Origin of the sequence: Cytobacillus sp. NJ13, from assembly GCA_030348385.1 — a bacterium.
In the GTDB taxonomy this organism is placed as follows: domain Bacteria; phylum Bacillota; class Bacilli; order Bacillales; family Cytobacillaceae; genus Cytobacillus.
On the sequence record JAUCFP010000006.1, the window covers coordinates 3,237,890 to 3,262,500 of the forward strand.

Below are 24,611 nucleotides of genomic sequence, written 5' to 3' on the forward strand. Positions count from 1 at the left end.
TCTCCACCTCCTGTCTATCTTAATTTGGTTTTGTGTTTGCTGACTCTTCCTTCTTATCGGCTGGCTTTTCAGCAGATGATTCAGCAGCCTTTGAATCTGCAGGCTTTTGCTCGTCGGCGGCCTTCTGTTCAGACTCTTCTTTTACAGCCTGTTCACTGGCCTCATTGTTCTCCTGCTCTTCCTGCAGCCTTTGTTCCTCTTCCTCCTGAGCTTTCTGTTCCTCTATATATTCATCAATTTCAGCTTGGATTTCGTCGATTTTCTGCTGTTTTTCATCGGATTCAAGGCTATCATCTGCTTTGACAACTTCCCGGTATTTAAGCAATGCAAATAGAATTAAGTCTCTATCCTCAAGATCCCGTGAGATATCGAGAGCTTCCTTAGCATCTCCCCTTCCAATATGAATCCAGTAATGATAGTAAAGAGGATCCGTCTGCAGGGTAATGGTATTTTGAACATTCTCTTTTTGGTCTTCTGTCAATGCTTCATTTATTATGTAAGACTGGGCAAGTTCGTACTGCACGACTCTTGGCATCTGATCAATATCATAATTGGATAACTCAGAAACGACTTCACTATATTGGCTTTTCAAGAAGTGTTCCTGGCTATTAATAAATGCTGCCTGTTTAGGCTGTGTAAAGATAAGGGAATATAGACTGAAAGCAAGAAAAGGCAATAAAGCAATCAGCAGACCCCAAGCAGAATACCTTGTGGCTTTCCATTTTTTCTGCGGAACTTTAACATATTCCTTATCTTTCTTTTCAAGCACTTCAATATTTGTCCGGATGACTTCTGACAATTCATTTTCATCCTTGGCTTTGATCACACTTGCAGCTGCAGGCGACAGTTCAATGGTTTCATGGAGTCTAAGGTAATCCCGAAAGGAATGCTTTCCATCTACAGCAGCTGCAATGGTCGCTTTTAATTCCATCCAGAGTTTTTCCTGATTGGCTTCATAAGGCGGAAGGCTTTCTTTCACCCCATAATGAAGCAAATGCGGCGACAGGCTTTCATCAGCCACTATATTTTCCGGACAAACAATAAGATGCAGTCTGGAATATGGATGACTTTTCACAAGCTTGAGGAGCTGTGAAGAGAAGATCCATCTGCTTCTTTGGTCTTTCTTTTTTAATTTGGAAAAGGTTAAATAGTTTGAGGGAATTTGCAGGACGAGGCGCAGTTCATCCTCTGTTAAATGGACATCCCTTTTTATAGCTGAATCCATTGCTTTAAGCAATTCCAATTCCGCAGCAGCATCAGCTTTTATTTTCTCTCTTTGAAAAAGAATGGTAAGGGATTGATGATCTGTTTCGACAACCGCTTCAAGCTGCTCTTCAAGGTAGGTTTGACTCTTTTCTGACATTTTTTAATGCTCCTTTATAAAATTTCGAAACGGTCCCCAGTGGTAATCCCCTTTTCTGCCAGCTTATCGTTTCCTGACAGAATCATTTGCTTGTTAGGAATTCTGACCCAATAGCCTTCCCGGGGCGGCTGAGAAATCGACTTAGCTTGCCAAACAATATCAACTACTTTTTTAACAGAGTGATAGTTAGATAGACGGAGATCAAAAGGTTCAACTTCATAATTTTTCAGATCGATTGTTAATTCTATGTACATATTAAACACCCCATAAAAAAAGAGCGCTTTTCATCTGATGAATGTAGCGCTCCTTCTCCACTTATTGATTCAGATGAAATTAACCGCGGATTTGGCCAGCAATCTGGTTATCAGCATCTTCAAGAGCTCTTGCAGTATTATTAAGCTGAACAGAGATATCCTCTAATAATTGCTGCATTTGAACAAATGAAGGTCTTAAAGATTGGTATTGTTCAGCAAACGCTCTGCTTGCTTCCCCTTCCCATGCACCTTCCAGTTCACGAATCATGTTATCCAAACGGACAATCTGATCCCCAACCTGGCTGCTTTCTCCATTATAACGGTTAGACATGCCTACTAATTCTGCTGGTGTAACGCGAATAACTCCTGACATTCAAATCTCTCCTTTTCAATAGGTTACTATTATTGTAAAAATACACAATTAAAAGGTCAATTACTTACTTGCAAAAAATAACAAAACAGTTATTTATACCCACTAATACCCAATTTCGAGATACTTAAACCTTAATTGGTATTTTTTTCATAGGTATTTTCTATTTTTTTGCTATTCACTCATTTTAAAATTTATATTTTCTACCTTTTTATTACTATCATGGCAGTCAAAACTCGTCAAATCGCTTATATAGCCTTGTCGAATTATGTCTGTGGTTTTATTCCTATTAATCTATAAACCCCTAATTGTATTTTATAGGTAAAATTACCCTATTATTTATATTTTAATTTAACTTTGTTGAGCCCATCTTTTTCCTAAAATCACCCTTCTGGCTTTTATAGTTCTTTTGAATCATTTTCCAGAAAAAATTTCCGGGTTCTTCAAGCAAAAAAAGATACAGCTGAATCGCTGTATCTCTTAACAACCTATTTATTCCCCAACCACCTTAGCATCCTTCAGCATTTCATCCGTCAAAGCAACTCCCTGCTCCTCAGCTGCTTTTTTGTTAATCACCAGCTCAAGACTTTCAGGGTAGCCGACAGGAATCTCACCAGGCTTTTTGCCTTCAAGGATATCAACGGCCATTTGGCCAGTAGAGTATCCAAGATCATGATATTCAAAACCATAGGAAGCAAATCCGCCCCGTTTAACGGAATCGCTTTCTCCAACAAATGCTGGAATGTCTTTCTCATTGGCTACGTTCAGCACAGATTCAAGGGCAGATACAACCGTATTGTCCTTAGGGATGTAGAACACATCAGCACGGCCTACTAAGGATTCTGCAGCCTGCTTAACCTCGGAGCTTGTTGAAATAGTCGTTTCAACCGCTTCAAGTCCTGCTGCCTCGATGGCTTCTTTCGCATGCTTAACATTAACTACTGAGTTTGGCTCCCCGTCATTGTAGATGATGCCGACCTTCTTGGCTTCCGGTACAAATGTTTTAATGGAGTCAATCGTTTTTTTGATGGCATCCGGATGTGTATCAGATGTACCCGTTGCATTCCCGCCTGGTTTTTCCATGCTTTCCACAAGCTCAGCACCAACAGGATCAGTGATGGCTGTAAAAAGGATTGGAATATCCTTCGTGGATTGCACAACTGATTGTGCACTGGCAGTCGCGATAGCAAGAATCAAATCATTCTTGTCCGCGACTAGGTTCTGGGCAATGGACATATTATTGTTCATATCCCCCTGGGCGTTCTGGAAGTCGATTTTAAGATTTTTTCCTTCTTCATAACCAGCATCTTTCAAGGCGGCTATAAATCCCTCTCTCGCAGAATCTAATGATGGATGCTCAACAATTTGCGTGATCCCGATTTTTACGGTTTTCTTTTCTGGCGCTTCCCCGCTGGTTTCCTCATTTCCTGAGCCGCAGGCAGCCAGCATTAATAAAGCGCTGCTTGCTAGGACGGCTAACATCTTCTTCATCAAAAATTCCCCCCGACAATCTTTGTGTGTAGTTTTTAAATTTTTATAATATTTTGATATTAACATGTTTAATAAGTATGTAACAATAGCTAATCCACTTTTTGTTAGATAAATTGATATTAATACAAAAATGAAGCTGATTCCGTAATGGAACCAGCTTCTAATTTCAATTAACGAATTGGCACCCTGTTAGGGATTTCATTATATTCTTCCGGATTCAAATCATACACACTGCCATCCGCTACGCCATTGATAATCCCCATGACACCTGTTTCTACTGTCTTAACCAGCTGACCTTTCATCTTTTGTCCATAGTTATGTGTCTGCCCTTTTACCTCAAATAGGACAACCCCGCTTCCGTTCAGGGCAAAGGAGCCCAAGGCAGTTCCAGGCAAGTCTAAGTCCTGGTCATATAAAGAAATATTGGTAAACACTGAATTTCCTTTTTCCTGAAGTGCATCATAAAGGGCAACGTTTAACTGGCGTGAGAAATCAAAGCGATAATTCTCCGCATATTGGCTATACTTTGCTCCCTCCGCAGAACTTGGATTCGGAACAAAGTCTGCTGAAATGGACATTGTTACATCTTCATCTGTTCCTTCAATCTTATAAAAATTTTGGTGATGAAGATCTAAAAAGACTTCAACATTACCAAATTCCTCTTGAAGACTCTTATAAACATCCCGGACTGTTTGCGATTCAGGCGTAATATACCAGCCTGGAGTGCTTGAATTGCCAGGGAAGTCCTCCACCTTCGGAACATAGTTTAAGTCAGGGTTAAAGTCACGGTTTACATCGAATCCCGGCGCTGCAGAATAGTCGTCCCCCTGAAGGGTGCGTGTGTAATAATTCCAGGTGGGCTGTGCATTATGTAATTGAGGAAACTGTTCCTGAACCTCTTCCCAGGTCATTACATTGCCGCGCCTGTCCAATTCGGAACCATCGGCATTCATCATCGGGATTGCGACAATCGTTAATTCTTCTCTAATCCTTTTCGCATCTGCTGATTGACTTGAACCTAAATATTGAAGAATATTCAGCAGCGCGACAGTGCCGGTCTTTTCATTGCCATGAATTTCGCTCTGCACCAGTACCACTTTATCTCCATGGCCCACTCGTGCTGTAAAGATATCTCTCCCCTGATTTGTTTTTCCCGCTGATTCAACCTGAACCTGGCCGTTTGATGACTTTTCTATTTGACTTAGCTTTTCCTTCATTTCTGCATAATCAATAAAACCATTAATTGAGACATTTTCTTCTGTCACTGGCTTTGCGCCTTCAGCAAAGCCGACTTGGGGTACGAGAATCGAAGCTGCCAGTGCCGCTGAACTAAGTACTTTCCATAGTGATTTTTTCTTCATTTTTAAGCCTCCCCTGATCTATTAATTCGATATCCGAATTATTTATATCATGCCTTTTCAGCAGGAGGATGTAAATCTGCTAAAAGAATTAATATTCCGAATAATAAATATCCTACATTTTCCTTATTAGTTAAGACTTTCATCATATATGAAGAGTCACTCACATTTATTCTTATAAAAAAATCTCACTCCATTAAATGCCGTTACACAAACTTGCGTTATTAATCTGATTCGTTTTCCAGCCAAGGCAGGCCGCCGGCTATCCTCATTTTCAATATAAACCTCTTATTGCTCCTGAATTCAGCAGGAAAATTATTGCCGAATTCAAAAAGGGGAAGCCTCTTTAAGTGCTTCCCCCTGATATTAATTAATAAGGGTATCCAAATCCTGGTCCACAGCAAGGTCGCGGGTAATAATAAGGCGGCGGCGGTGGAGGATACCAATAATATGGACGCGGGTAAAATAAGGCAGTTCCCAATAAACCTCCTGCTAACCCGCCTAAAAAGGGCAGACCAAAGAGTCCAAAAAATCGCTGATCCTGCGGCTGATAAGGGCCTCTATAATGGTACATCCGTTCATACCTCCATTTCCTCTATATATGCTTACACTATTTTATATGCGCGGAAATGGGTTTGGCTTGGGCAAAATCACTACATATGGCGGGGGAATGTTTGAGACATATTAAACGAAAAACCTTGAAAGGCATAAAGCCATTCAAGCTCTGATTTTACAAATCAGTTTTTTTCATTTCTTCGAACCATAAATCAAAGATATCATCAGGTAATAGTTCGTCATCTTTCGTATAAACTAAATTATATCTATATTTTCCTTTTAAACTATTTTGTTTTACATTGTAATATAATTTCATCTCTGTAGGCATTTCTTTATTGAAGTCTTCACATTTCTTATGGATTTGCTTTAAATTTTGATTACCAATTTTTAATGTTGACTTCTGTCTTTCTCTCAAAACATCGTAAATTTGATTTTGTTGACTGTCTAACTCTTTTATTGCATCATTAAGTTGATGTTTATGGACAATTTTTCCGTTAATTCTATAGAAAAAATCAAAAACATACATTTCGGGTTCATATGAACAATAAATAAAGATTTCATCTGCTTTATTTTCGACATACTCTAAACAAATAGCCACCATGTCTGTTTGTATTTCTGATAAATAATCCTCAAATACCTTCACATAATCACCTCTAGTTCTCTATACTTATTTATTATTTTAGATGGTACAACCATCATGAGCTATGATTTTCATTAATGCTCAGCTATGTGACCAAGATCTAAAACTTTAATAAAAACACCTGTTGCTTAAAAGGCAAGCAAGTGCTTCACTCTACATTGTAAAATAACAATTTAATCTATTCCGCATATATTATTTTCGTATATTTCTAGATCATCAAAATTAGTGAAGGTATCCCAACCACAATGAAACATAGTTTTACCTCCTTAGACCTTCTGATAAATCCAGAACTCCATTTTCCATTCTTTTACTAACCTATTCATTTAAATCTCTAACAAAAATGAGCACTTTTCTTATATGCATTTTACCTATTCATTTTATAATCAAGCACTTTATTCGATACTCTCTAACACCTAAGTATAAAAAATTGACCTTGAAATTAATTCAAGGTCATCTTCTATTGAAATTATAAGCTTTCTATATTAACATCAGAATTAGTCTTTAGTCCCTTTTCTAATGCCTTCATTAACAGATCTATTAAGTCCTCACCCTCACTTGTTATAAAGTAGTTAGATAAATTTGTAATATCCTTACTGAAATTATCACCCCATGGTGGCCTTTTAGATAGGTCTTCAATATCCCATATTACTTGTGATGGGCAATAGTTCTGCAAATTCTTTTTTATTGCTTCTAATTCAGTTATTGCACAGTCAATATTCTTATTCTCCAGTTTCCCGTTATAGAGTTCATTTAATAAGCAGGGATACCTAGTACCCCATCCATTTTGCTCTAAATGATAGCTTATTGTTGAGAAAAACGAGTGTAAGAAATCGCCATGTCCAACTTGATACCAATAATATTTCACCTTAAATCCTACAGCTATTCTTCTCACCTCAATCAATAGTTTTAAATCTTATATCTACTTTACCATTAGTTTTATACATTATCTTTTCATACAATTCATCTAGAATTTCATCTGGCACAATTTGTCCTCTAATATCAATTATAACAGACTGCTTTGTACCCTTAGGCAAATCACTTAATTTTTTGCCTACCTGTTTTGACACATTATTAACTAATCTGTTTCGTCCGCTTGAAGTATTAATCTTATAGTTTTTCACTTCAATACTATGTCCAATCTGATACAAATCGGGTCTAGAACTACCTTTCACTCCATAAGGTACTTCTTTACCATCTTTAAAAGATTTTTGAGCATTATACTCCGGAAAATCCTTCTCTACATCAATTTCAGACTGTCTCCATGAAGGTCTAGTTTTACCAGTACCCTTACCAGCCTTCTTCCCCGGCAAGACCACATGGCCCTTTTCCTCTTTCAATATCCTGACAAGCGCATCAAAGTCGGCCTTATTGATGCTCTTCCGTATGACCTTGGTTCCTTGTTTTCGGACAACAGCCGCCAGCGACAGGTATTTGAGAATTTCAAGTGGAGTTCCGTCGGCCATTGAGTCCAGTTCCCGTACTCCTCCCACGCGGTCTTCTGGAATGGAGTCGACGAACTCGTAGGCTGTTCCTTTTTCAGCATAGAATTCCCGGACAATCCGGCCGTCGTCATACAGGTGAAACTTGCCGCCCTGATTCTGGCTGCCGATGCCATGTTCATCTATGACTTCAACAGTCAGGATTTCTCTGCCGCTCAGAGAGGTGAATTCCTCCGGACTGATTTCGTTACTATTTAGCTCTGCTAAAGCTTTCAAGGCTCTCAGCAAAAAAAATATATATAAACAAAAACACCTGTTGCCTAAAAGGCAAGCAAGTGCTTATTGTAATTCTGTGTATCATATAATCCCGAAAATTATTGAATTGGTCCCATAAATTCAGTAATAATAAGAACATGTTCCTTCAATTTGACTTTTTTTAGATTCTCTACTTTTTCTGCTCCTCCTAAACCTAATAGGGGAGTGTATCCGAAACACTCATCATAGTTAGGGGCACTGTACTTACTAATCGCTTCAGGATAAGGCTGCCACATTAACTCTTCGTCCATAAAGTCATTATCTTCTAAGTCATCAAAAAAGAATTCAAATCCGGATGAAATAACATTAACATATCCTTTCCTAAAGTTTAATAAATTTACATACTTTCCTTTTTCCCAAACTATAATATCTCCCATTGCGGTTGTAAAAATAGGAATAGCCTGGTCATACCTTAGATAACTTCTCTCTAAAACATCTAAATATTCGTCTGGATTAATAATTTTTAAAAAGTCATTTGCGAAAGTACCAAAACCATATTCTTTCCATATTCTTATTAATTCTTCAGGAAGATCATCCTCATATTTTAAAATTACATCTTCATCAACTTTCTCATGTTTTATAAAATCACTAAATATAGTTACCAATTAAAATACCTCCTTTGATCATTGAGTTAATTTCACATTTAAATAAGTATTCTTTAGCTGCTCAGGTGACATATTCCTAGCAATTTCACTAATTTGCTCATCAACTACATCAATTCTATATTTCCATTGTGAACCTATCGAGGAATTTACCCTTCTATCTCCCAAACCTCCAATAATGTCTACTCTTCCTCCAGCTATTTGATCTGGATTATGAAGTGCTGCTTTTGTTTCCAGCCATTCAGAAGCTTGCTTTGTCGCAGTTGCTCTTGAGAGTCCTTGTTTTCGCAGTTCAGCAATTTTATCTTTAAGTGCTTCTTGTCTAGCCATTTTTTGAGCTGCATTTCCTTCTAAGGCTCTACCTTCTGCAATATACCTATCTCTATTTTTCAAATACTCGTCAACCGTTAATTCATTCATGCCTTTTTCTTGGTCTTTTAATTGTCTAGTAAACTCTTCGGAGTCATGTTTAATATTTCTTTTAAAGTTAACCTCAACTTCTTTAATTCTAGGTAAATCTTTTAAATGCTTTACTTTACCCTTACCAGCCTTCTTCCCCGGCAAGACCACATGGCCCTTTTCCTCTTTCAATATCCTGACAAGCGCATCAAAGTCGGCCTTATTGATGCTCTTCCGTATGACCTTGGTTCCTTGTTTTCGGACAACAGCCGCCAGCGACAGGTATTCGAGAATTTCAAGCGGTGTACCGTCAGCTATGGAGTCCAGTTCCCGCACTCCTCCCACGCGGTCCTCTGGAATGGAGTCGACGAATTCGTAAGCTGTTCCTTTTTCTCCATAGAATTCCCGGACAATACGGCCGTCTTCATACAGGTGAAACTTGCCGCCCTGATTCTGGCTGCCGATGCCATGCTCATCTATGACTTCAACAGTCAGGATCTCTCGGCCGCTCAAAGAGGTGAATTCCTCTGGGCTGATTTCGTTACTGTTCAGCTCTGCTAAAGCTTTCAAGGCTCTTAACTGATATTGGATTGTCTTTCTTTCATATGTGCTCTGCCAGATAGCCCAAATGGAATAAGCACCAGGCGGCAGAATCTGACCCAGGGCAGTCACGCCCAGTTCTTTAAGGAATTCCGGTGAGCGCATGGAATTTTCTGCTTTAAGCCTGATGCCTTCTAAAAGCTCTCCATAAATAGGGCTGGAGTGAAGCTGCTTAACGGAATAGCCGGAAACACTGAGATTTCCACTCTGAAAGAGGCTGGAGATTTCATCGATGTAGGTCTGCATCAGATGAAGATCCTGCTCAATTGGATCAAGTGTCAGTGTTTGCTGGCCATCAAAGGTAATAAGATCATCAACCGTATTTCTCCGGTGAAGTTCCGCTCTCCTTACATGTGCCGAAAACTCCCCATCCTGCAGGTGAGGGAGACTGACAATATCAGAAACTTTCTGCATTACCGCATTTGTCTCTTCTGTTAGGCTTGTGGTGATAGATTCTGTTTTTACCAGGCCCTGTACCGCTTCTCCATCCAAAAAGCTCTGACTGATGAATCCATTGCTTGCCGGTTCGAGCATCTGAAGTGAAGAAGCTATTCTTTTTAAAGTATTTTGATAGTCTGCAAGATACCCTTCAAAAAAAAAGAGAAAAGGAGAATGACATTCCCGGAAGAAAGCCTGAATAGCGGCTGCTCCCTCTCCCCCAAAGGAGTCCTCAAGCGAAGTAATCCCTTCTACATCACGTGCAATGTTTCTTATCTGCTCTTCTAAGGAGTGCAGACTGGAATGAAGCTCCTTCAATCCGCCATGTAACTCCCTTGCATCTAATACCTTCAGTATAAATCGCCTCCTGCCATACGACAACTGGAATAGAGGTGAGCCCCTCACTAGCATTTTCCATAATTTATACTTTACACCAAAAATAAGAGTAATTTTATTACGAATAGGATTATTTTTACACTTTTGTATAAAACAGTAATAAATACCCATCGACAAGGTACCGAAAATAAGTAAATTTTATCATTATTACATTATTTCCCTGTGATATAGTAAAATGGATTCTTTTTCTTGGATTAATAATATGAAAATTGCAGTATACAGAGGTGATATTTCATGTCTTTGGGGTATTATTACAGCTTATTGGCGAAGAAACAAAATGAGCTGCAGAGACTGCTGGCCTGTGAGGAAGAGCTGCATGGAAAACAGCAGGAGTTTAACCACTATCGGCATACCGTCACCAAGCCGGAGCTTTCTCCTTTCACCTGGCAGGGAAAGCTGGCATATGAATTTGAGGATATCCGGTTTGAACAAATGCTTACGAGTTACACCGACATTGAGTCAAATCAGTTTCATGAGGTGTTTTCAGCTTTAAGCCGGAAGCTGCAGCAGATTCAACAGGAAATCGATTCTATCAAACAAACGATTGCTTCCCTGGAAGCGCAGCTTGCAGCAGAGAAGTCGAAGAAATAATAGGGAGGTATCGAGAATGGATACTGAGATTAAGCTAAGGATAAGTGATATAGAACAGGCACTCTCAAAACTTCAAACCTCCGCTAACGGGCTCCAGCCATCCCTTCCATCCACTATTGGAGAGAATAATGTCCTTGATTTCATTAATAAATTGAGTGCTTTAAATATCCAGCTTCAGCAGGTGACAGAGGCGTATAAGTCTGTATTGCTCCAAAACGAAGAAACAACCAGACAATCCGTGCAATTCTTAGATGAATCGGATCGGCTGCTTTCCAGAGGTATACATGGCGGAGCCGAAAGAAGAATGCCTTAGCACAGCTGCTGTGATAGTTAAACATACCTTTTTCACAAATATAAAGAGACTTCATACAAGTTTTGGTCAACTTATGAGAAGCCTCTTTTTTATTATCCTCAATGCTGGCAAAATATCAGCATTCCACATTCACCTCGCCAGCGCTAACCCCGGCCGGTAAAAATCACTCCATTTTTCAAATCATCAGCCAAATTTAATTCACAAATCCCGTTTCAAAAAAGCGAAAATAAAAGAGATTAATAATTTATAGAGCTGATGTATTTTGTTATTCTAGTAAATATGCATATTGGTCATCTTAGGAGTGGATTTTAACTGTGAACAAAAAAGACATCGCACAGATTCGGAAACAATTTAAGTTAAATAATGACTTACTAAAGATCTCAGATATTTTTAATGTCTATATTATGAAGGAATCAAGCGAGATTTATCATTATGAGAGCCAGCCTTTTGAAATGCTGGACCAGGATCAGCAGGAGCTATTTATGGATAACTTCAAAAAACTGCTTGGCGGCCAATTGGATGAAAAGCTCTTTGAATTAAAGTTTCAGCGGGATGCCGAAAACAGCAGTCAGCTCATCCTGCATCAAGGATTGCTAAGCAGTGATGCTGAAGGCTGGATGGAACAAATGCTTCAGATTGTCGGCAAAATGCTGGGAATCCGGCAATATGAAAAGGATATTGTCGTTACATTCATTCGCGGGGAGTATCTTAAGCCAATGAAACTCCGCAATGCAGAAGCCGAGGAAAGTGAACGGGATGCCGTATATTCTCATCCCTTTATTCTTTGCAGCATAAATAACACGCAGGAACCGAAGAAAGAACTGCTTTTTGACTATGTCGAAAAGGAATTTAAATATCACTTTACTGTTGATCCGATTATCAACCTCAAGGCACCCATTTCAGGGTTCCTATTTCCTTGCTTCACCGATCATGCAGCTGATGTCAATCACGTCTTGTATTCAGCAGGCAAGGTCCATGAGCCCGACCACCAGTTCATAGAGGACGTTTTAAACGGGGAAGAAACGATGACGGCGCAGGATGATAAAATCGTTTTTGAGGAAATTATTAAAGACGTAACAGGTGATCAGCTAAGCACATCAACACTTTCCAGCGTATATGAAGAGATTAACCGGATGATCGTGGAAAACGAAGAGGATGAACCGCCGAAGCTGGATTCCAAAGACGTAGAACGTGTTCTAAAGGTGAGCGGTCTCGAAGATATTAATTCAGAAAAGGTCCAATCCGCTTATCAAAAAATCATCGACGATGACAAATATGAAATAAAGGCAAACAGCGTCCTTCCCAAATTTAATTCAAAATCAATAAAAATCAGCACGAAGGCAGCTAACATAGCCATCTGCCCACAAGATCTTCGATATGTAAAACAAGTCCATTTTGACGGCAAGCTTTACCTGATGATCGAAGTGGAAGAAGATACCGTGATTGAAGGCTTCACGATGATTCCCGAAACTTTTGGCGGGGGCCCGGATAAAGAATAAAAAGCAGGGAAACGGTTGTGCAAATTTGCTTCCTTCCCAAAGAAGCCCAGGAACCGTCCGCGTTTCCAATACTGAGGATAATAAAATGATAGGTTTGTCTATCTTTCCTATAAAAAAGGAATTCCCGACTAGGAATTCCTTTTTTGTTTCCGTTATAAGCAGTATAGGGATCACTGGGACAAGATACCTGTCCCTATGTCCCACAAAATGAGATGTGGATGATTCCTTAAAACGTTGGGTTCAACGCTTTAAATTACATCATGCCACCCCTTCCGCCCAAATCAGGCATCGCTAGTGGTAAACCTGCTGAAGTAAATCAGCAGGCTTAAGGAAACTGGGATGCTATCTATAGACGATGCATTTCTTCAAAGACTACGCGATGTGAAGGAACAATATCTCCATTAGAATCTTTTCCCCAATAGGAAACAAATACACTATTTAAATCTCCATCAGTGATTATTCTTACTTCTACATCGTATTCTAATGAAGTACCGAAATCTGTAAGTTCTCCATCACTTCCAGAAGAAGAATTAGGGTCAACGGTAAAGTCTAATGTTTCTAACCTAGTTCTCGTACCATTTAGTTCAAATAGTCGAACACGAACTTCGACAGATTCGGATTCATTTAAATTTTCGACTTTGACAATCCCTTGTTCCACTCCGCTGCCAACTCTCTCCATCGGTCCAGTATAATATAAATCTCTTGCCATGTCCTATTCACCACCTTTCATTAGAAGATAGTTTATTCTATGAATTTACGGTTAACATGCTCGGACAAATCTATTAATATAAATGTGGAATTTTACGTAATAAGCTTTTAGCGGTACAATTAGGGGAAATCAATTTTCTGATTTTTGGAACACAACGTTGACTTCATTGGCTTTTTAAGAATAATTTCTTATTTCATTTGAGTATCCTCATAAAATAGTTGATAGAATAGCCCTTTTACTTTGAATAAATGCAGCCAATGATAGGCGTTGAAGGACTTAACATGGAGCCTCTGTAGGTATAATTGGTCTTGAATGGTTAAAAGCAGATATTTTATTATCAAACTCCAGCCAATCATATCCACTCCTCCACGTGAGTCCTACTTTGTATACTCATAAAAAAACCACTCCCTAATTTTTATAGGGAGTGGTTTTTGCTCTTGAAATAATTTAATTTACTTGACTGCTTCTCAAAATGAGTGAAAATTGAGTGAGAAATAGCTTAGGTATTGTCAAGATGAAAGGCTTAAAAGCCTTACATCATGCCGCCCATTCCACCCATGCCGCCCATGTCAGGCATTGCAGGACCAGCATTTTCTTCTGGCTTGTCAGCAACTACTGCTTCAGTTGTTAAGAACATAGCTGCAACAGATCCAGCGTTTTGAAGAGCTGAACGAGTTACTTTAGTAGGGTCAACGATACCAGCTTCGATCATGTTTACCCACTCGCCAGTAGCAGCGTTGAAGCCTGTTCCAACTGCTTCGCGCTTTAAGCGGTCAACAATTACTGAACCTTCAAGTCCTGCATTGTGTGCAATTGTGCGTACAGGCTCTTCCATCGCACGCAATACGATGTTGATTCCTGTAGCTTCATCGCCATCAGCTTGAATAGCAGCCACTTTTTTGTATACATTTAGAAGGGCAACACCACCACCGGAAACGATGCCTTCTTCTACAGCAGCACGTGTAGAGTTAAGGGCGTCTTCAATGCGAAGCTTGCGCTCTTTCAATTCAGTTTCAGTAGCAGCACCAACTTTAACCACTGCCACACCGCCAGCTAGCTTAGCCAGGCGCTCTTGTAGTTTCTCGCGGTCAAATTCAGAAGTAGTTTCTTCCATTTGAGTGCGGATTTGGTTCACACGGCCGCCGATTTGCGCGCTGTCTCCAGCACCTTCAACGATCGTAGTGTTTTCTTTTGTAACTACCACTTTAGAAGCGCGTCCTAAAGAGTCGATTGTAGCAGATTTAAGGTCACGGCCTAACTCTTCAGTGATTACTTCACCGCCAGTCAGGATCGCGATATCTTCAAGCATAGCTTTGCGGCGGTCACCGAAGCCAGGAGCTTTTACTGCTACCGCGTTGAAAGTTCCGCGAAGCTTATTCACTACTAGTGTAGCAAGCGCTTCACCTTCAACATCCTCAGCTACAAGCAATAAAGGCTTGCCTTGCTGTACAACTTGCTCAAGTACAGGAAGGATTTCCTGGATGCTTGTGATCTTCTTATCAGTGATTAGGATATAAGGGTTTTCAAGAACCGCTTCCATCTTATCAGAATCTGTAACCATGTATGGAGAAGCGTATCCGCGATCGAATTGCATACCTTCTACTACATCAAGCTCAGTTGTGAATCCTTTAGATTCTTCGATTGTGATAACACCATCGTTGCCAACGCGCTCCATTGCTTCAGCGATCAGCTGGCCAACTTCATTGTCAGCAGCAGAAATCGCAGCAACTTGAGCAATAGATTCCTTATTTTCGATTGGCTTAGAAATAGCTTTTAATTCTTCAACAGCTGTAACAACTGCTTTTTCGATTCCTTTGCGGATGCCCATTGGGTTAGCGCCTGCAGTTACATTCTTAAGGCCTTCACGGATCATTGCCTGAGCAAGAACAGTTGCAGTTGTTGTACCGTCACCGGCAACATCATTTGTTTTGCTTGCTACTTCAGCAACAAGCTTCGCTCCCATGTTTTCGAAAGCATCTTCAAGTTCGATTTCTTTCGCAATTGTTACACCATCATTGGTGATAAGCGGAGAACCGAATTTCTTCTCAAGAACCACGTTGCGTCCTTTAGGTCCAAGAGTTACTTTTACCGCATTTGCAAGGGAATCCACACCGCGAAGCATCGCGCGGCGAGCTTCTTCACTAAATTTAATCTCTTTAGCCATTGATAAAAACCTCCTCAAAAATTTTAGCTTTATCTTTTAATAATCTTCGTCTGATCGGTGATTAGCCAATTACAGCAAGAATGTCATTTTCGCGTAAAATTAAATATTCTTTGCCTTCGTACTTCACTTCAGTACCAGCATATTTTGAGAAGATGATACGGTCGCCGTCAGCAACTTCAAGGTCAACACGCTCGCCATTTTCAAGAACGCGGCCAGTTCCCACAGCTACAACTTTACCTTCTTGAGGCTTCTCTTTAGCAGTGTCCGGCAGTACGATGCCGCTTGCAGTTTTTTCTTCAGTTTCAACAAGCTCGATAATGATTCGATCACCTAGTGGCTTTAACAAGTGAAACAACCTCCTCAAATAATATGTAAATATTTTTATTTATTAGCACTCTCTCTGTATGAGTGCTAACACAATTATTATATTAATGAATCTCATTTCTATTTGCAAGGGTGAAGCTTAAATTTTTTAGAAAAAATTTCATCCGCCCAAACACGCTATTTTTCGACACAGACAACCTCTTAAGTATGCTTTGGAACTCTTCTCTTTAACCATGGTATTTTCCTGCTTTGATGCTGATATTTGAAACCCGCTCCTTATAAAGAGTACAATGGCTTTAGGACTTGTTTTCCAACACTCAGATTAAGGAGTATAACATTTTGAAGAAGGAATATTGGTTTATAATAATAGCTTATATTGCCATGCAGCTGTCCAGTTTATTTGGCGTTCCTCTCGTGTTATTTATTGCAGATGCCCTTGGACAGAATCCCGAAAATATGCAGATCCTGGCTGTAGCCTACTGGCTTGTCATCAGTTTTACGGTTACACTGATCATTACGCTTCTATTATTAAGAAAAGAGATGAAAAGAGGCCTGGATAGGGATGCATCTTCCGCAGCAAGCTCAGTGGGCTGGGCAATTGGAGGCATATTTTTGGCCCTGATTGCTCAAGCTACTGCTGCCAGTATTGAAAATATGATTGGCATTGAAATGGGATCTGAGAATACGCAGCAGATTATCCGGATTATTGAGGCATCGCCAATCGTTATCTTAATCAGTTCGGTCATTGGGCCAATCCTTGAGGAGATTGTCTTTAGAAAAATTATTTTCGGTTCTCTCCATAAGCGCTTCAATTTCTTCCTATCGGCCCTGATCAGCTCAGTCATTTTTGCACTTGCCCATTTTGAGCCTGAACATGTACTGCTGTACTCGGCAATGGGGTTCACCTTTGCTTTCTTATATGTCAAGACAAAGCGGATCATCGTGCCGATTTTTGCCCATGTGGCGATGAACACCTTTGTTGCGGTTGTCCAGCTGAATCAGGATAATTTGCAGAAATGGTTAAAGGAAATGGAAAACATGCAGAGCTTTATCAGCTTTTTCTAACATAGTGAAATGCTGTACAGAGTTTTAAACTTACTGGGGGATTTTGATGAGAAGCACACCTTTGTTTTCAGGCTTTATTTACATCCTTCTCGGATGCCTTTTCACCTTTATAGCCATACAGAATATCCAGCGCGAAGAAACCTGGGGATTCTTTACTTATTTTCTGATCCTAATTGCCACATTCGATTTTGGCACCGGTCTGCGGATGGTTGGCCTGCACTTTAAAATGAAAAATAAAATAAAAAAATGAGCCCGCAAAAGGCTCATTTTTTTACATTTCTTCCGGATAGTTTTTCAAAAAATAAACCAGTGATTGCAATTCCACTGCCAGATCGATATGGTGAATCCGAATCGAGGCTGGTACAGTGAGCCTCGCAGGTGTAAAATTAAGGATTCCTTTTATTTTCGCATTCACCATCCGATCGGTAATAGCCTGGGCAGGCGGTGCCGGCACGGTTAAAATCGCCACCTGAATATTATTATTGATAATAACTTCTTCAAGGTCATCCATATGATGGACCGGCACATCACCGATTTTTGTGCCAACCTTACTCTCATCAACATCAAAGGCTACTTCTATTTTGGTATTATTATTTTTAAGAAAATTATAGTTAAGAAAGGCTGTTCCTAAATTCCCTACACCAACCAAAGCGACTTTAGTCAGCTCATCCTGGTCAAGAGTCTTCCGAAAGAAGCCCAGCAGGTAATTCACATTATATCCATATCCTTTTTTCCCTAACGCACCAAAGTACGAAAAGTCGCGGCGGATTGTTGCAGAATCTACCTTTACTGCCTCACTCAATTCTGCTGAAGAGACTCTTTGTTTGCCTGATGAGTGAAGGTTTTTTAAAAAGCGGTAGTATAAAGGCAGCCGTTTAGCTGTTGCCTGCGGTATCTTAATTGGTTCATTGGCCATTCGTCCATCCCCATTTCTTATGATGAATTAATTTCTTCTAAAATCTCCGTTTTTTCCGCCTGTTTTCTCTATTAAAAAGGTTGGCCCAATCACCATTCCTTTATCTACAGCCTTGCACATGTCATAAACGGTCAGCGCACAGACAGAAGCTGCTGTTAACGCTTCCATTTCCACACCCGTATTTCCCTTCGTTTTTACAGAAGCAATTATGATCAGGACATACTCTTCTTCCTCCGCCTTCCATGAAAATAAAATGTCCACGCCCTTAAGCGGCAGCGGATGGCACATCGGTATAATGTCCCATGTTTTCTTGCTCGCCATAATGCCTGCAGTTTGTGCAACAGCGAGTACATCCCCTTTTTTCATAGAGTTGGATGTTATCTTCTCGTATATCTCCTGATTTAAAGTAATACTTGATTGAGCAATGGCTGTTCTTGCCGTCTCAGGTTTATCGCTGACATCCACCATTTTTGCCCTGCCCTCTTGATTAAAATGGGTAAAATCCGCCATTCAAAACACCTCTCTTCAAAATCATACACTATTTTTCTGTTGCTTTGTATGTGCTTTGTATTGTTCCTCACATATTTATTTGCGTTTTGTCTTGATTTCATGCCCTGCAGAAGGGCTTATAGTCCTGTCTCCTTTATTGCCGAACATATATGAATGAGTTACACTTACTCTATACCCGAGGTGAAAGAACATGATACTATTACAAGTCAATCAGCTGGCAAAAAATTTTGGCGCTGATCCCATTTTAACCAATATAAAGCTTGAAGTACAAACCAGGGACAGGATTGCACTAGTAGGGCGCAATGGTGCAGGAAAATCCACCCTTTTAAAAATTATTGCCGGACAAATGACATATGACTCCGGTGAGATTATAAAGCCAAAGGAAGTAACAATTGGCTATCTTGCCCAAAATACCGGCCTGGAATCAGAGTTATCCATTTGGGATGAAATGCTGACTGTTTTTAGTCATCTGCAGAAGCAGGAAAAACAACTTCGCAGCCTTGAAGAACAAATGGCAGACCCTGATGTCCTAAATAATTCTAATGCCTATGAACGCATCTTAAAAGAATACGACAAACTTCAGGTTGATTTCAAAGAAAATGGCGGCTATCAATATGAAGCAGATATCCGTTCCATTCTCCATGGACTCAACTTCAGCTCATTGGGCTATGACACTAAAATTTCATCATTGAGCGGCGGACAGCGTACTAGAATGGCCCTTGGTAAACTTTTGCTGACAAAGCCTGATATCTTAATACTGGACGAGCCTACCAACCACCTGGATATTGAAACATTATCATGGCTCGAACAATACCTGCAGGGATACAATGGCGCAATTCTAATCGTATCCCATGACCGCTATTTCCTTGATAAGGTTGTTTCCCAGGTTTACGAGATTTCCCGCCGGCAAATAAGAAAGTACCCTGGAAACTACAGTTCATATCTGGATCAAAAAGCGGCTAACTTTGAAAGAGAAATGAAGCAATTTGAGAAACAGCAGGAAGAGATCGCTAAGCTGCAGGATTTTATCCAGCGAAACCTTGCCCGTGCTTCCACAACCAAAAGGGCACAAAGCCGCAGAAAGCAGCTGGCCAGAATGGACGTGATGGACAGGCCTCTGGGAGACGAGAAATCAGCTTCTTTTGGCTTTGACATTGAACGGCAATCGGGCAATGAAGTCTTAAATATTCATTCTCTTGCTATAGGCTATGAAGAGATAGTAAGCGAGAATATTTCACTGCGACTGGCAAGAGGCGACAGCATAGCACTTGTAGGGCCAAATGGAATTGGCAAATCCACTTTGCTCAAAACCATCATCAAAAAAATCTCTTCTTTTTCTGGGGAGATTCAGTACGGTTCCAATGTGACAATTGGATACTATGACCAGGAACAGGCGGAACTCACCAGCAACAAGAGAGTCCTGAACGAATTATGGGATGAATACCCGCTAAAACCGGAAAAGGAAATCCGGACAATACTCGGGAATTTTCTTTTCTCTGGTGATGATGTTCTTAAAACTGTTTCAACACTGAGCGGCGGTGAAAAGGCTCGTCTTGCGCTTGCGAAGCTTATGATGCAGAAAGCCAATTTCTTAATCCTCGACGAGCCTACAAACCATTTGGACCTGGATAGCAAAGAAATTCTTGAAAATGCATTAATTGATTATCCTGGAACGATTCTGTTTGTATCTCATGACCGATATTTTATCAACAGAATCACATCAAAAGTAGTTGAACTTTCCAGTATTGGGGCAACAGAGTATCTTGGCGATTATGATTATTATGTGGAAAAAAAGCAGGAACAAGAGGAGCTGCTTGCACTTAATGAGCAAGATGAATCCACCGCATCACAGCCTGTTAAGCAGGATAAAAATAATTATCAGCAGGACAAAGAAACTAAAAAGCTCGAACGCCAGCGAAAAAGAAGAATGGAAGAAATTGAAGAGCAAATTGAAGTATTGGAGAAAGTAATCGATATGAATGATCAGCTTCTCTGTGATCCGAATGTTTATCAAGACCATGAAAAAGTGATGGGCATCACAAATGAAACTGATCAAGCAAAAGCAAAGCTGGAAGAATTGATGGAAGAATGGACACTTTTAGCTGATGATTAATAAAAGAAAATTCACAACTTTTAGACTGGTAGAATAGTCACTGCCAGTCTTTTTTATTATCCACAGAGATAATCACAAGAAAAACGCAGTTATATATACTCTCCACAGACTTTTCCACATTACCCACAGATCCAACTGTTTTTATCCACATGACCAACATAAAATTCTGAAATAAATGATTTTATCCACAGAAAAAGCCCCCTATACGGTCGGGGACTTTTTCCTAATTTATTTATCATTGTGGATAGTGATGTCCAAACCGGGATTGGCATTTAAATCAAGACCGGCGAATTGTCCTTTTTCAAACAGCACACTTCCTGCAGCAGCAATCATCGCTGCATTATCTGTGCATAAAGCTAATGGCGGAATAATAAGCTTTATATCCGCTTTGTCCCCAAACTTCTTTTCCAAAGAAGCTCGTAGTCCTTTATTCGCCGCCACTCCGCCTGCGAGCAGCAGCTGCTTCACCTGATATTCTTCAACGGCTCTTTCTGTTTTCGTTACTAAGACATCAATGACACTTTCCTGGAAGCTTGCGGCCAGATCTTCCGGTACAATGGTCTCACCACGCTGCTCAGCATTGTGAACAGTGTTGATAACGGCAGACTTTAAGCCGCTGAAGCTAAAATCGTATGAACCCTCTTCCAGCCAGGCTCTCGGCAGCTGAATCGTTGGGCTCCCTTCATGAGCGAGTCTGTCAATGTGAGGACCGCCTGGATATGGCAGATTTAATGTCCGGGCAACTTTATCATATGCCTCTCCTGCAGCATCGTCCCTTGTCTCTCCAATCACTTCGAAATGGCCATGCTCCTTCATATAGACCAGCTCTGTATGACCGCCGGAGACTACCAGGGACAGTAATGGAAATTCCATTTCTTCAACCAATCGATTGGCATAAATATGTCCAGCAATATGATGCACGCCTACAAGGGGGATACCATGAGCAAAAGCAACGGCTTTAGCGGCATTAACCCCGATCAGCAGCGCGCCTACAAGGCCAGGTCCTTCAGTCACAGCAATTGCTGAAAGATCTGAATATGTGATGCCAGCCTTATATAATGCTTCTTCCAACACTATCGTTATCTGTTCAACATGATGGCGGGAAGCTATTTCCGGAACTACTCCCCCAAAACGTTTATGGCTTTCTATTTGGGATGCAACTATATTGGCTGAGATTTCACGGCCATTCTTAATGATGGCAACAGCCGTCTCATCACAGCTTGTTTCAATCCCCATGATCCATTGATCTTTTTTCATTATAAATTCACCCACATTACTAAAGCATCTTCTTGATTATCAGTATAGTAGTTCTTCCTTATGGCTCCATTTTGAAAACCAAGCTTTCGGTACAAGGACTGAGCTGTGAAGTTAGATACCCTTACTTCCAGGGTCATCGTGATGGCCCCCATTTCAGACGCAACCTCCATTAACTTTCGCATCAGAGCTTCTCCAAGTTTTCTCCCGCGATATTCTGGGAGCAGCGCAACATTTGTGATATGAGCTTCGTCCACGACTATCCATGCTCCACAGTAGCCTATTACTTTATTTTCTTCTTCTAAAACAACATACAAAGCAAACTGATTTTGTGTTAATTCGTTAAAAAAGGCCTCCCTGCTCCAGGGTGTGGCAAAGGACTTATGTTCTATTTCCAAAACATCATCAATATCCTCTTCATTCATAAAACGGAAAGTTAAGGATTTATTCATACGTTCGCTTCCTCATCACTATAGCTTTTTTTCTTGGTTTGCTTTTATCCAATTAGCTTCAGCTTCCGCAATCCTAATATAATTAGGAACAAAAGAGTGAACTTCCTCAGGCTCTCTGTCTCTGCCTAACAAGGCAAGTTCGGCCGGCCTTGGATTATGTTCTGCAGGCGAAGCGTACACAGCCCGGTCTCTAAGGGATTCTGCAAATACCTCTTTATGTAAAGGCAAATCATTCCCAATAAAAAGGACCTTCTCTTGCTGTTCAGAAAGCATTGCTGCCCAATCTTTTGCAAGAAGGATCTGGTCTTTCATAAGAGATGCTAACTGCCCTTCCTTATATTGATACAGGCCAGTATATATTTGCCCTCTGCGTGCATCAAACAGAGGAGATATGACGCCTTTAAAGTATCTGCCAGCCGAAGCCGCATAAACTTCCAGGCTAGATACCCCAACCAGCGGCTTATTTAAAGTCCATGCCAGAGTTTTTGCAATTGTTACCCCAATACGGACACCTGTATAGGAACCAGGTCCTTTCGCAACAACAATTTTATCTATCTCAGCTGGCTTAACACCACAATCTTTCATTAATATATCAATAGCCGGCATAACACGGACAGAGTGATTCTTTTTTACATTTGTAATATACTCGCCTATAACCTGATCACCATCCAGAAGAGCTACTCCCAGAGGGTAATTGGATGTATCAATGGCTAAAACCTTCATAACATAATCTCCTTACACAATTCCTCATATCTTTTTCCCTTGGGTTCTAGGACAAGCTTTCTTGAGTCATTATCATCAAGATATAAATAAATAATCAATAACTCTTCGGGAAGCTGTTCTTTAACTAGATGAGCCCATTCTACAACTGTGACCCCATTGCCTTCAAAATATTCATCAAACCCCAAATCTTCAAAGGAATCTTCAACTCTATATACATCCATATGATAAAGGGGCAATCTTCCTTGGTATTCTTTAATAATCGTAAAAGTGGGGCTATTTACATTACGGGTAATATTTAGCCCTTTTGCCAGCCCCTTGGTGAATGTCGTTTTTCCTGCTCCCAAATCTCCTTCTAGTGCAAGAACATCCCCCGGCTGAAGCAGGCTGCCCAGCCTTTCCGAAAACGCCATCGTATCCTCTGGCTTCATTGAGATAAACTCAAACTGACTCATATGTTTCATCACCTTTTATGGTCTAATCTATAAACTTTAAAAAAAGCGGAAGCGCCTTGTCCTCCCCCGACAAGCACAAGACGAGCCGTACTTAAAGGTGTTCTTTACCTTTCTGGGCGGATTGCTCGAAATGTGGAGTCGACTGCCCCGGAACGACAGGCATAAGACAGTTCATGTAATAAGGCGTTTTTCCTTCTGAAAGGAAACGGCTTATGACCCCGAGTCCCTAGGAGCCGAAACAAGACAAGCTTGTGACCTCGAGGGGGTAGGCTGCTTGCGCTAGACAGTTCTCGAAGTACAAAGATATAAATTCTGATATTACAAAAAAACCTTAGGATAAATCCTAAGGAGAATAATCTATATGTAGTTTACCTTATTTTACAGCAATGGGCAAAGTAAGCTATTTTCATTATTAATGGAATATACGCTTAGGATAAAAAAACAAAAAAAAGACGAAACCAGGTTTCGTTTTACGTTTTTAATATTAGAAAATGGCGGTCCGGACGGGACTCGAACCCGCGACCTCCTGCGTGACAGGCAGGCATTCTAACCAGCTGAACTACCGGACCAGATTGCGGGGGCAGGATTTGAACCTGCGACCTTCGGGTTATGAGCCCGACGAGCTACCGAACTGCTCCACCCCGCGATAATATTATTAATGTGATTTTTCATCACAAATTGTTGTTTCGCCCGGCAGCGTCCTACTCTCACAGGGGGACAGCCCCCAACTACCATCGGCGCTGAGAAGCTTAACTTCCGTGTTCGGTATGGGAACGGGTGTGACCTTCTCGCTATCGCCACCGGACTATTTGGTTGAAGAAACTTCGTTCCCTCAAAACTAGATAATGCATGAAGAAGCATTTGCCGAGTATTCACCAATGACTTGGTTAAGTCCTCGATCGATTAGTATCAGTCAGCTCCACATGTCGCCACGCTTCCACCTCTGACCTATCAACCTGATCATCTTTCAGGGATCTTACTAGCTTGACGCTATGGGAAATCTCATCTCGAGGGGGGCTTCATGCTTAGATGCTTTCAGCACTTATCCCTTCCGCACATAGCTACCCAGCGATGCCTTTGGCAAGACAACTGGTACACCAGCGGTGCGTCCATCCCGGTCCTCTCGTACTAAGGACAGCTCCTCTCAAATTTCCTGCGCCCACGACGGATAGGGACCGAACTGTCTCACGACGTTCTGAACCCAGCTCGCGTACCGCTTTAATGGGCGAACAGCCCAACCCTTGGGACCGACTACAGCCCCAGGATGCGATGAGCCGACATCGAGGTGCCAAACCTCCCCGTCGAT

Annotated in this window: 25 protein-coding genes, 2 tRNA genes, 2 rRNA genes and 1 pseudogene (1 of these 30 cut by a window edge); 6 read left to right on the plus strand and 24 right to left on the minus strand. The window is 40.8% G+C overall.

Annotation, left to right across the window (positions count from 1 at the left end; genetic code table 11):
• Nucleotides 1-19 precede the first annotated feature (19 nt).
• The 11 genes and pseudogenes from essB to QUF73_16120 form a co-directional block, all read right to left on the minus strand.
• The gene (gene essB, locus QUF73_16070; GenBank protein MDM5227697.1) at nt 20-1,363 is read right to left on the minus strand and encodes a type VII secretion protein EssB; all 1,344 of its coding nucleotides are present in this window, start codon (nt 1,361-1,363) and stop codon (nt 20-22) included.
• A gap of 14 nt (nt 1,364-1,377) precedes the next feature.
• Nucleotides 1,378-1,617 (minus strand): EsaB/YukD family protein, encoded by a 240-nt coding sequence (locus QUF73_16075; GenBank protein MDM5227698.1) that lies wholly within the window; start codon nt 1,615-1,617, stop codon nt 1,378-1,380.
• A gap of 79 nt (nt 1,618-1,696) precedes the next feature.
• The gene (locus QUF73_16080) at nt 1,697-1,990 is read right to left on the minus strand and encodes a WXG100 family type VII secretion target (protein MDM5227699.1); all 294 of its coding nucleotides are present in this window, start codon (nt 1,988-1,990) and stop codon (nt 1,697-1,699) included.
• Nucleotides 1,991-2,479: 489 nt separating this feature from the next.
• Nucleotides 2,480-3,478, minus strand: a complete 999-nt coding sequence (locus tag QUF73_16085) for an ABC transporter substrate-binding protein (protein MDM5227700.1) — start codon at nt 3,476-3,478, stop codon at nt 2,480-2,482.
• A gap of 170 nt (nt 3,479-3,648) precedes the next feature.
• On the minus strand, nt 3,649-4,839 hold the full coding sequence (locus tag QUF73_16090; protein MDM5227701.1) for a M14 family zinc carboxypeptidase: 1,191 nt from the start codon (nt 4,837-4,839) through the stop codon (nt 3,649-3,651).
• Between the two features lie 367 nt (nt 4,840-5,206).
• Nucleotides 5,207-5,410: a hypothetical protein gene (locus QUF73_16095; GenBank protein ID MDM5227702.1), complete on the minus strand. Its 204-nt coding sequence runs from the start codon at nt 5,408-5,410 to the stop codon at nt 5,207-5,209.
• 156 nt (nt 5,411-5,566) lie between these two features.
• Nucleotides 5,567-6,034, minus strand: coding sequence for a DUF600 domain-containing protein (locus tag QUF73_16100; protein MDM5227703.1), 468 nt, complete (start codon nt 6,032-6,034; stop codon nt 5,567-5,569).
• A gap of 463 nt (nt 6,035-6,497) precedes the next feature.
• Nucleotides 6,498-6,914 (minus strand): immunity 70 family protein, encoded by a 417-nt coding sequence (locus QUF73_16105; protein MDM5227704.1) that lies wholly within the window; start codon nt 6,912-6,914, stop codon nt 6,498-6,500.
• Nucleotides 6,915-6,924: 10 nt separating this feature from the next.
• Nucleotides 6,925-7,320 (minus strand): annotated as a pseudogene (locus QUF73_16110) (hypothetical protein).
• Nucleotides 7,321-7,844: 524 nt separating this feature from the next.
• A complete protein-coding gene (locus QUF73_16115) occupies nt 7,845-8,390 on the minus strand; it encodes a DUF1851 domain-containing protein (GenBank protein MDM5227705.1) in 546 nt (181 codons plus the stop codon).
• A gap of 18 nt (nt 8,391-8,408) precedes the next feature.
• The gene (locus QUF73_16120) at nt 8,409-10,235 is read right to left on the minus strand and encodes a T7SS effector LXG polymorphic toxin (GenBank protein ID MDM5227706.1); all 1,827 of its coding nucleotides are present in this window, start codon (nt 10,233-10,235) and stop codon (nt 8,409-8,411) included.
• 219 nt (nt 10,236-10,454) lie between these two features.
• Between QUF73_16120 and QUF73_16125 the strand changes: the two genes are divergently transcribed.
• From QUF73_16125 to QUF73_16135, 3 genes are all read left to right on the plus strand, one after another.
• Nucleotides 10,455-10,811, plus strand: a complete 357-nt coding sequence (locus tag QUF73_16125; protein ID MDM5227707.1) for a DUF5082 family protein — start codon at nt 10,455-10,457, stop codon at nt 10,809-10,811.
• Between the two features lie 16 nt (nt 10,812-10,827).
• Nucleotides 10,828-11,124 (plus strand): YwqI/YxiC family protein, encoded by a 297-nt coding sequence (locus QUF73_16130; protein MDM5227708.1) that lies wholly within the window; start codon nt 10,828-10,830, stop codon nt 11,122-11,124.
• Between the two features lie 314 nt (nt 11,125-11,438).
• The gene (locus QUF73_16135) at nt 11,439-12,623 is read left to right on the plus strand and encodes a DUF4317 domain-containing protein (protein MDM5227709.1); all 1,185 of its coding nucleotides are present in this window, start codon (nt 11,439-11,441) and stop codon (nt 12,621-12,623) included.
• A 346-nt stretch (nt 12,624-12,969) separates the two neighbouring features.
• Here QUF73_16135 and QUF73_16140 read toward each other — a convergent pair whose 3' ends face one another.
• The 3 genes from QUF73_16140 to groES all read right to left on the minus strand — a co-directional run bounded on the left by QUF73_16140 (nt 12,970) and on the right by groES (nt 15,842).
• On the minus strand, nt 12,970-13,332 hold the full coding sequence (locus QUF73_16140; protein MDM5227710.1) for a hypothetical protein: 363 nt from the start codon (nt 13,330-13,332) through the stop codon (nt 12,970-12,972).
• A gap of 532 nt (nt 13,333-13,864) precedes the next feature.
• Nucleotides 13,865-15,496, minus strand: a complete 1,632-nt coding sequence (gene groL / locus QUF73_16145) for a chaperonin GroEL (protein ID MDM5227711.1) — start codon at nt 15,494-15,496, stop codon at nt 13,865-13,867.
• 61 nt (nt 15,497-15,557) lie between these two features.
• A complete protein-coding gene (gene groES / locus QUF73_16150) occupies nt 15,558-15,842 on the minus strand; it encodes a co-chaperone GroES (GenBank protein MDM5227712.1) in 285 nt (94 codons plus the stop codon).
• A 317-nt stretch (nt 15,843-16,159) separates the two neighbouring features.
• Between groES and QUF73_16155 the strand changes: the two genes are divergently transcribed.
• Both QUF73_16155 and QUF73_16160 read left to right on the plus strand, forming a co-directional pair.
• Nucleotides 16,160-16,885, plus strand: coding sequence for a type II CAAX endopeptidase family protein (locus tag QUF73_16155; GenBank protein ID MDM5227713.1), 726 nt, complete (start codon nt 16,160-16,162; stop codon nt 16,883-16,885).
• Between the two features lie 46 nt (nt 16,886-16,931).
• Nucleotides 16,932-17,135, plus strand: a complete 204-nt coding sequence (locus tag QUF73_16160; GenBank protein MDM5227714.1) for a YdiK family protein — start codon at nt 16,932-16,934, stop codon at nt 17,133-17,135.
• A 21-nt stretch (nt 17,136-17,156) separates the two neighbouring features.
• On the opposite strand, the gene QUF73_16165 is transcribed toward QUF73_16160, so the two are convergent.
• On the minus strand, nt 17,157-17,801 hold the full coding sequence (locus QUF73_16165; GenBank protein MDM5227715.1) for a redox-sensing transcriptional repressor Rex: 645 nt from the start codon (nt 17,799-17,801) through the stop codon (nt 17,157-17,159).
• A 27-nt stretch (nt 17,802-17,828) separates the two neighbouring features.
• Entirely contained in the window at nt 17,829-18,311 is a 483-nt protein-coding gene (gene moaC / locus QUF73_16170; GenBank protein MDM5227716.1) for a cyclic pyranopterin monophosphate synthase MoaC, read from the minus strand.
• A gap of 190 nt (nt 18,312-18,501) precedes the next feature.
• On the opposite strand from moaC, the gene QUF73_16175 reads away from it, so the two are divergent.
• Nucleotides 18,502-20,424, plus strand: coding sequence for an ABC-F family ATP-binding cassette domain-containing protein (locus QUF73_16175; protein MDM5227717.1), 1,923 nt, complete (start codon nt 18,502-18,504; stop codon nt 20,422-20,424).
• 228 nt (nt 20,425-20,652) lie between these two features.
• Here QUF73_16175 and tsaD read toward each other — a convergent pair whose 3' ends face one another.
• The 8 genes from tsaD to QUF73_16215 form a co-directional block, all read right to left on the minus strand.
• Nucleotides 20,653-21,681: a tRNA (adenosine(37)-N6)-threonylcarbamoyltransferase complex transferase subunit TsaD gene (gene tsaD / locus QUF73_16180; protein ID MDM5227718.1), complete on the minus strand. Its 1,029-nt coding sequence runs from the start codon at nt 21,679-21,681 to the stop codon at nt 20,653-20,655.
• Nucleotides 21,681-22,130 (minus strand): ribosomal protein S18-alanine N-acetyltransferase, encoded by a 450-nt coding sequence (gene rimI, locus QUF73_16185; protein ID MDM5227719.1) that lies wholly within the window; start codon nt 22,128-22,130, stop codon nt 21,681-21,683. Before rimI ends, tsaD begins: the two co-directional genes overlap by 1 nt.
• Nucleotides 22,131-22,148: 18 nt before the next feature.
• Nucleotides 22,149-22,853, minus strand: coding sequence for a tRNA (adenosine(37)-N6)-threonylcarbamoyltransferase complex dimerization subunit type 1 TsaB (gene tsaB, locus QUF73_16190; GenBank protein MDM5227720.1), 705 nt, complete (start codon nt 22,851-22,853; stop codon nt 22,149-22,151).
• Nucleotides 22,850-23,305, minus strand: coding sequence for a tRNA (adenosine(37)-N6)-threonylcarbamoyltransferase complex ATPase subunit type 1 TsaE (gene tsaE, locus QUF73_16195; GenBank protein ID MDM5227721.1), 456 nt, complete (start codon nt 23,303-23,305; stop codon nt 22,850-22,852). The genes tsaB and tsaE overlap by 4 nt, the downstream gene beginning before the upstream one ends.
• Before the next feature lie 492 nt (nt 23,306-23,797).
• Nucleotides 23,798-23,874: transfer RNA gene (locus QUF73_16200), tRNA-Asp, on the minus strand.
• 3 nt (nt 23,875-23,877) lie between these two features.
• A tRNA-Met gene (locus tag QUF73_16205) sits at nt 23,878-23,951 on the minus strand.
• Nucleotides 23,952-23,993: 42 nt separating this feature from the next.
• Nucleotides 23,994-24,110, minus strand: a 5S ribosomal RNA gene (gene rrf / locus QUF73_16210).
• 78 nt (nt 24,111-24,188) lie between these two features.
• A 23S ribosomal RNA gene (locus QUF73_16215) occupies nt 24,189-24,611 on the minus strand; it runs 2,513 nt beyond the window's last position.

Bases quoted from the DNA above. Each gene is read 5' to 3' on its own strand.
- QUF73_16125 (MDM5227707.1), top strand. From the start codon at position 10,455: ATGTCTTTGGGGTATTATTACAGCTTATTGGCGAAGAAACAAAATGAG.
- QUF73_16080 (MDM5227699.1), bottom strand. From the start codon at position 1,990: ATGTCAGGAGTTATTCGCGTTACACCAGCAGAATTAGTAGGCATGTCT.
- tsaE (MDM5227721.1), bottom strand. From the start codon at position 23,305: ATGAGTCAGTTTGAGTTTATCTCAATGAAGCCAGAGGATACGATGGCG.
- QUF73_16120 (MDM5227706.1), bottom strand. From the start codon at position 10,235: ATGCTAGTGAGGGGCTCACCTCTATTCCAGTTGTCGTATGGCAGGAGG.
- tsaB (MDM5227720.1), bottom strand. From the start codon at position 22,853: ATGAAGGTTTTAGCCATTGATACATCCAATTACCCTCTGGGAGTAGCT.
- QUF73_16165 (MDM5227715.1), bottom strand. From the start codon at position 17,801: ATGGCCAATGAACCAATTAAGATACCGCAGGCAACAGCTAAACGGCTG.
- QUF73_16075 (MDM5227698.1), bottom strand. From the start codon at position 1,617: ATGTACATAGAATTAACAATCGATCTGAAAAATTATGAAGTTGAACCT.
- essB (MDM5227697.1), bottom strand. From the start codon at position 1,363: ATGTCAGAAAAGAGTCAAACCTACCTTGAAGAGCAGCTTGAAGCGGTT.
- rimI (MDM5227719.1), bottom strand. From the start codon at position 22,130: ATGAATAAATCCTTAACTTTCCGTTTTATGAATGAAGAGGATATTGAT.
- QUF73_16175 (MDM5227717.1), top strand. From the start codon at position 18,502: ATGATACTATTACAAGTCAATCAGCTGGCAAAAAATTTTGGCGCTGAT.
- groL (MDM5227711.1), bottom strand. From the start codon at position 15,496: ATGGCTAAAGAGATTAAATTTAGTGAAGAAGCTCGCCGCGCGATGCTT.
- tsaD (MDM5227718.1), bottom strand. From the start codon at position 21,681: ATGAAAAAAGATCAATGGATCATGGGGATTGAAACAAGCTGTGATGAG.
- QUF73_16140 (MDM5227710.1), bottom strand. From the start codon at position 13,332: ATGGCAAGAGATTTATATTATACTGGACCGATGGAGAGAGTTGGCAGC.
- QUF73_16095 (MDM5227702.1), bottom strand. From the start codon at position 5,410: ATGTACCATTATAGAGGCCCTTATCAGCCGCAGGATCAGCGATTTTTT.
- QUF73_16160 (MDM5227714.1), top strand. From the start codon at position 16,932: ATGAGAAGCACACCTTTGTTTTCAGGCTTTATTTACATCCTTCTCGGA.
- QUF73_16130 (MDM5227708.1), top strand. From the start codon at position 10,828: ATGGATACTGAGATTAAGCTAAGGATAAGTGATATAGAACAGGCACTC.
- moaC (MDM5227716.1), bottom strand. From the start codon at position 18,311: ATGGCGGATTTTACCCATTTTAATCAAGAGGGCAGGGCAAAAATGGTG.
- QUF73_16085 (MDM5227700.1), bottom strand. From the start codon at position 3,478: ATGAAGAAGATGTTAGCCGTCCTAGCAAGCAGCGCTTTATTAATGCTG.
- QUF73_16090 (MDM5227701.1), bottom strand. From the start codon at position 4,839: ATGAAGAAAAAATCACTATGGAAAGTACTTAGTTCAGCGGCACTGGCA.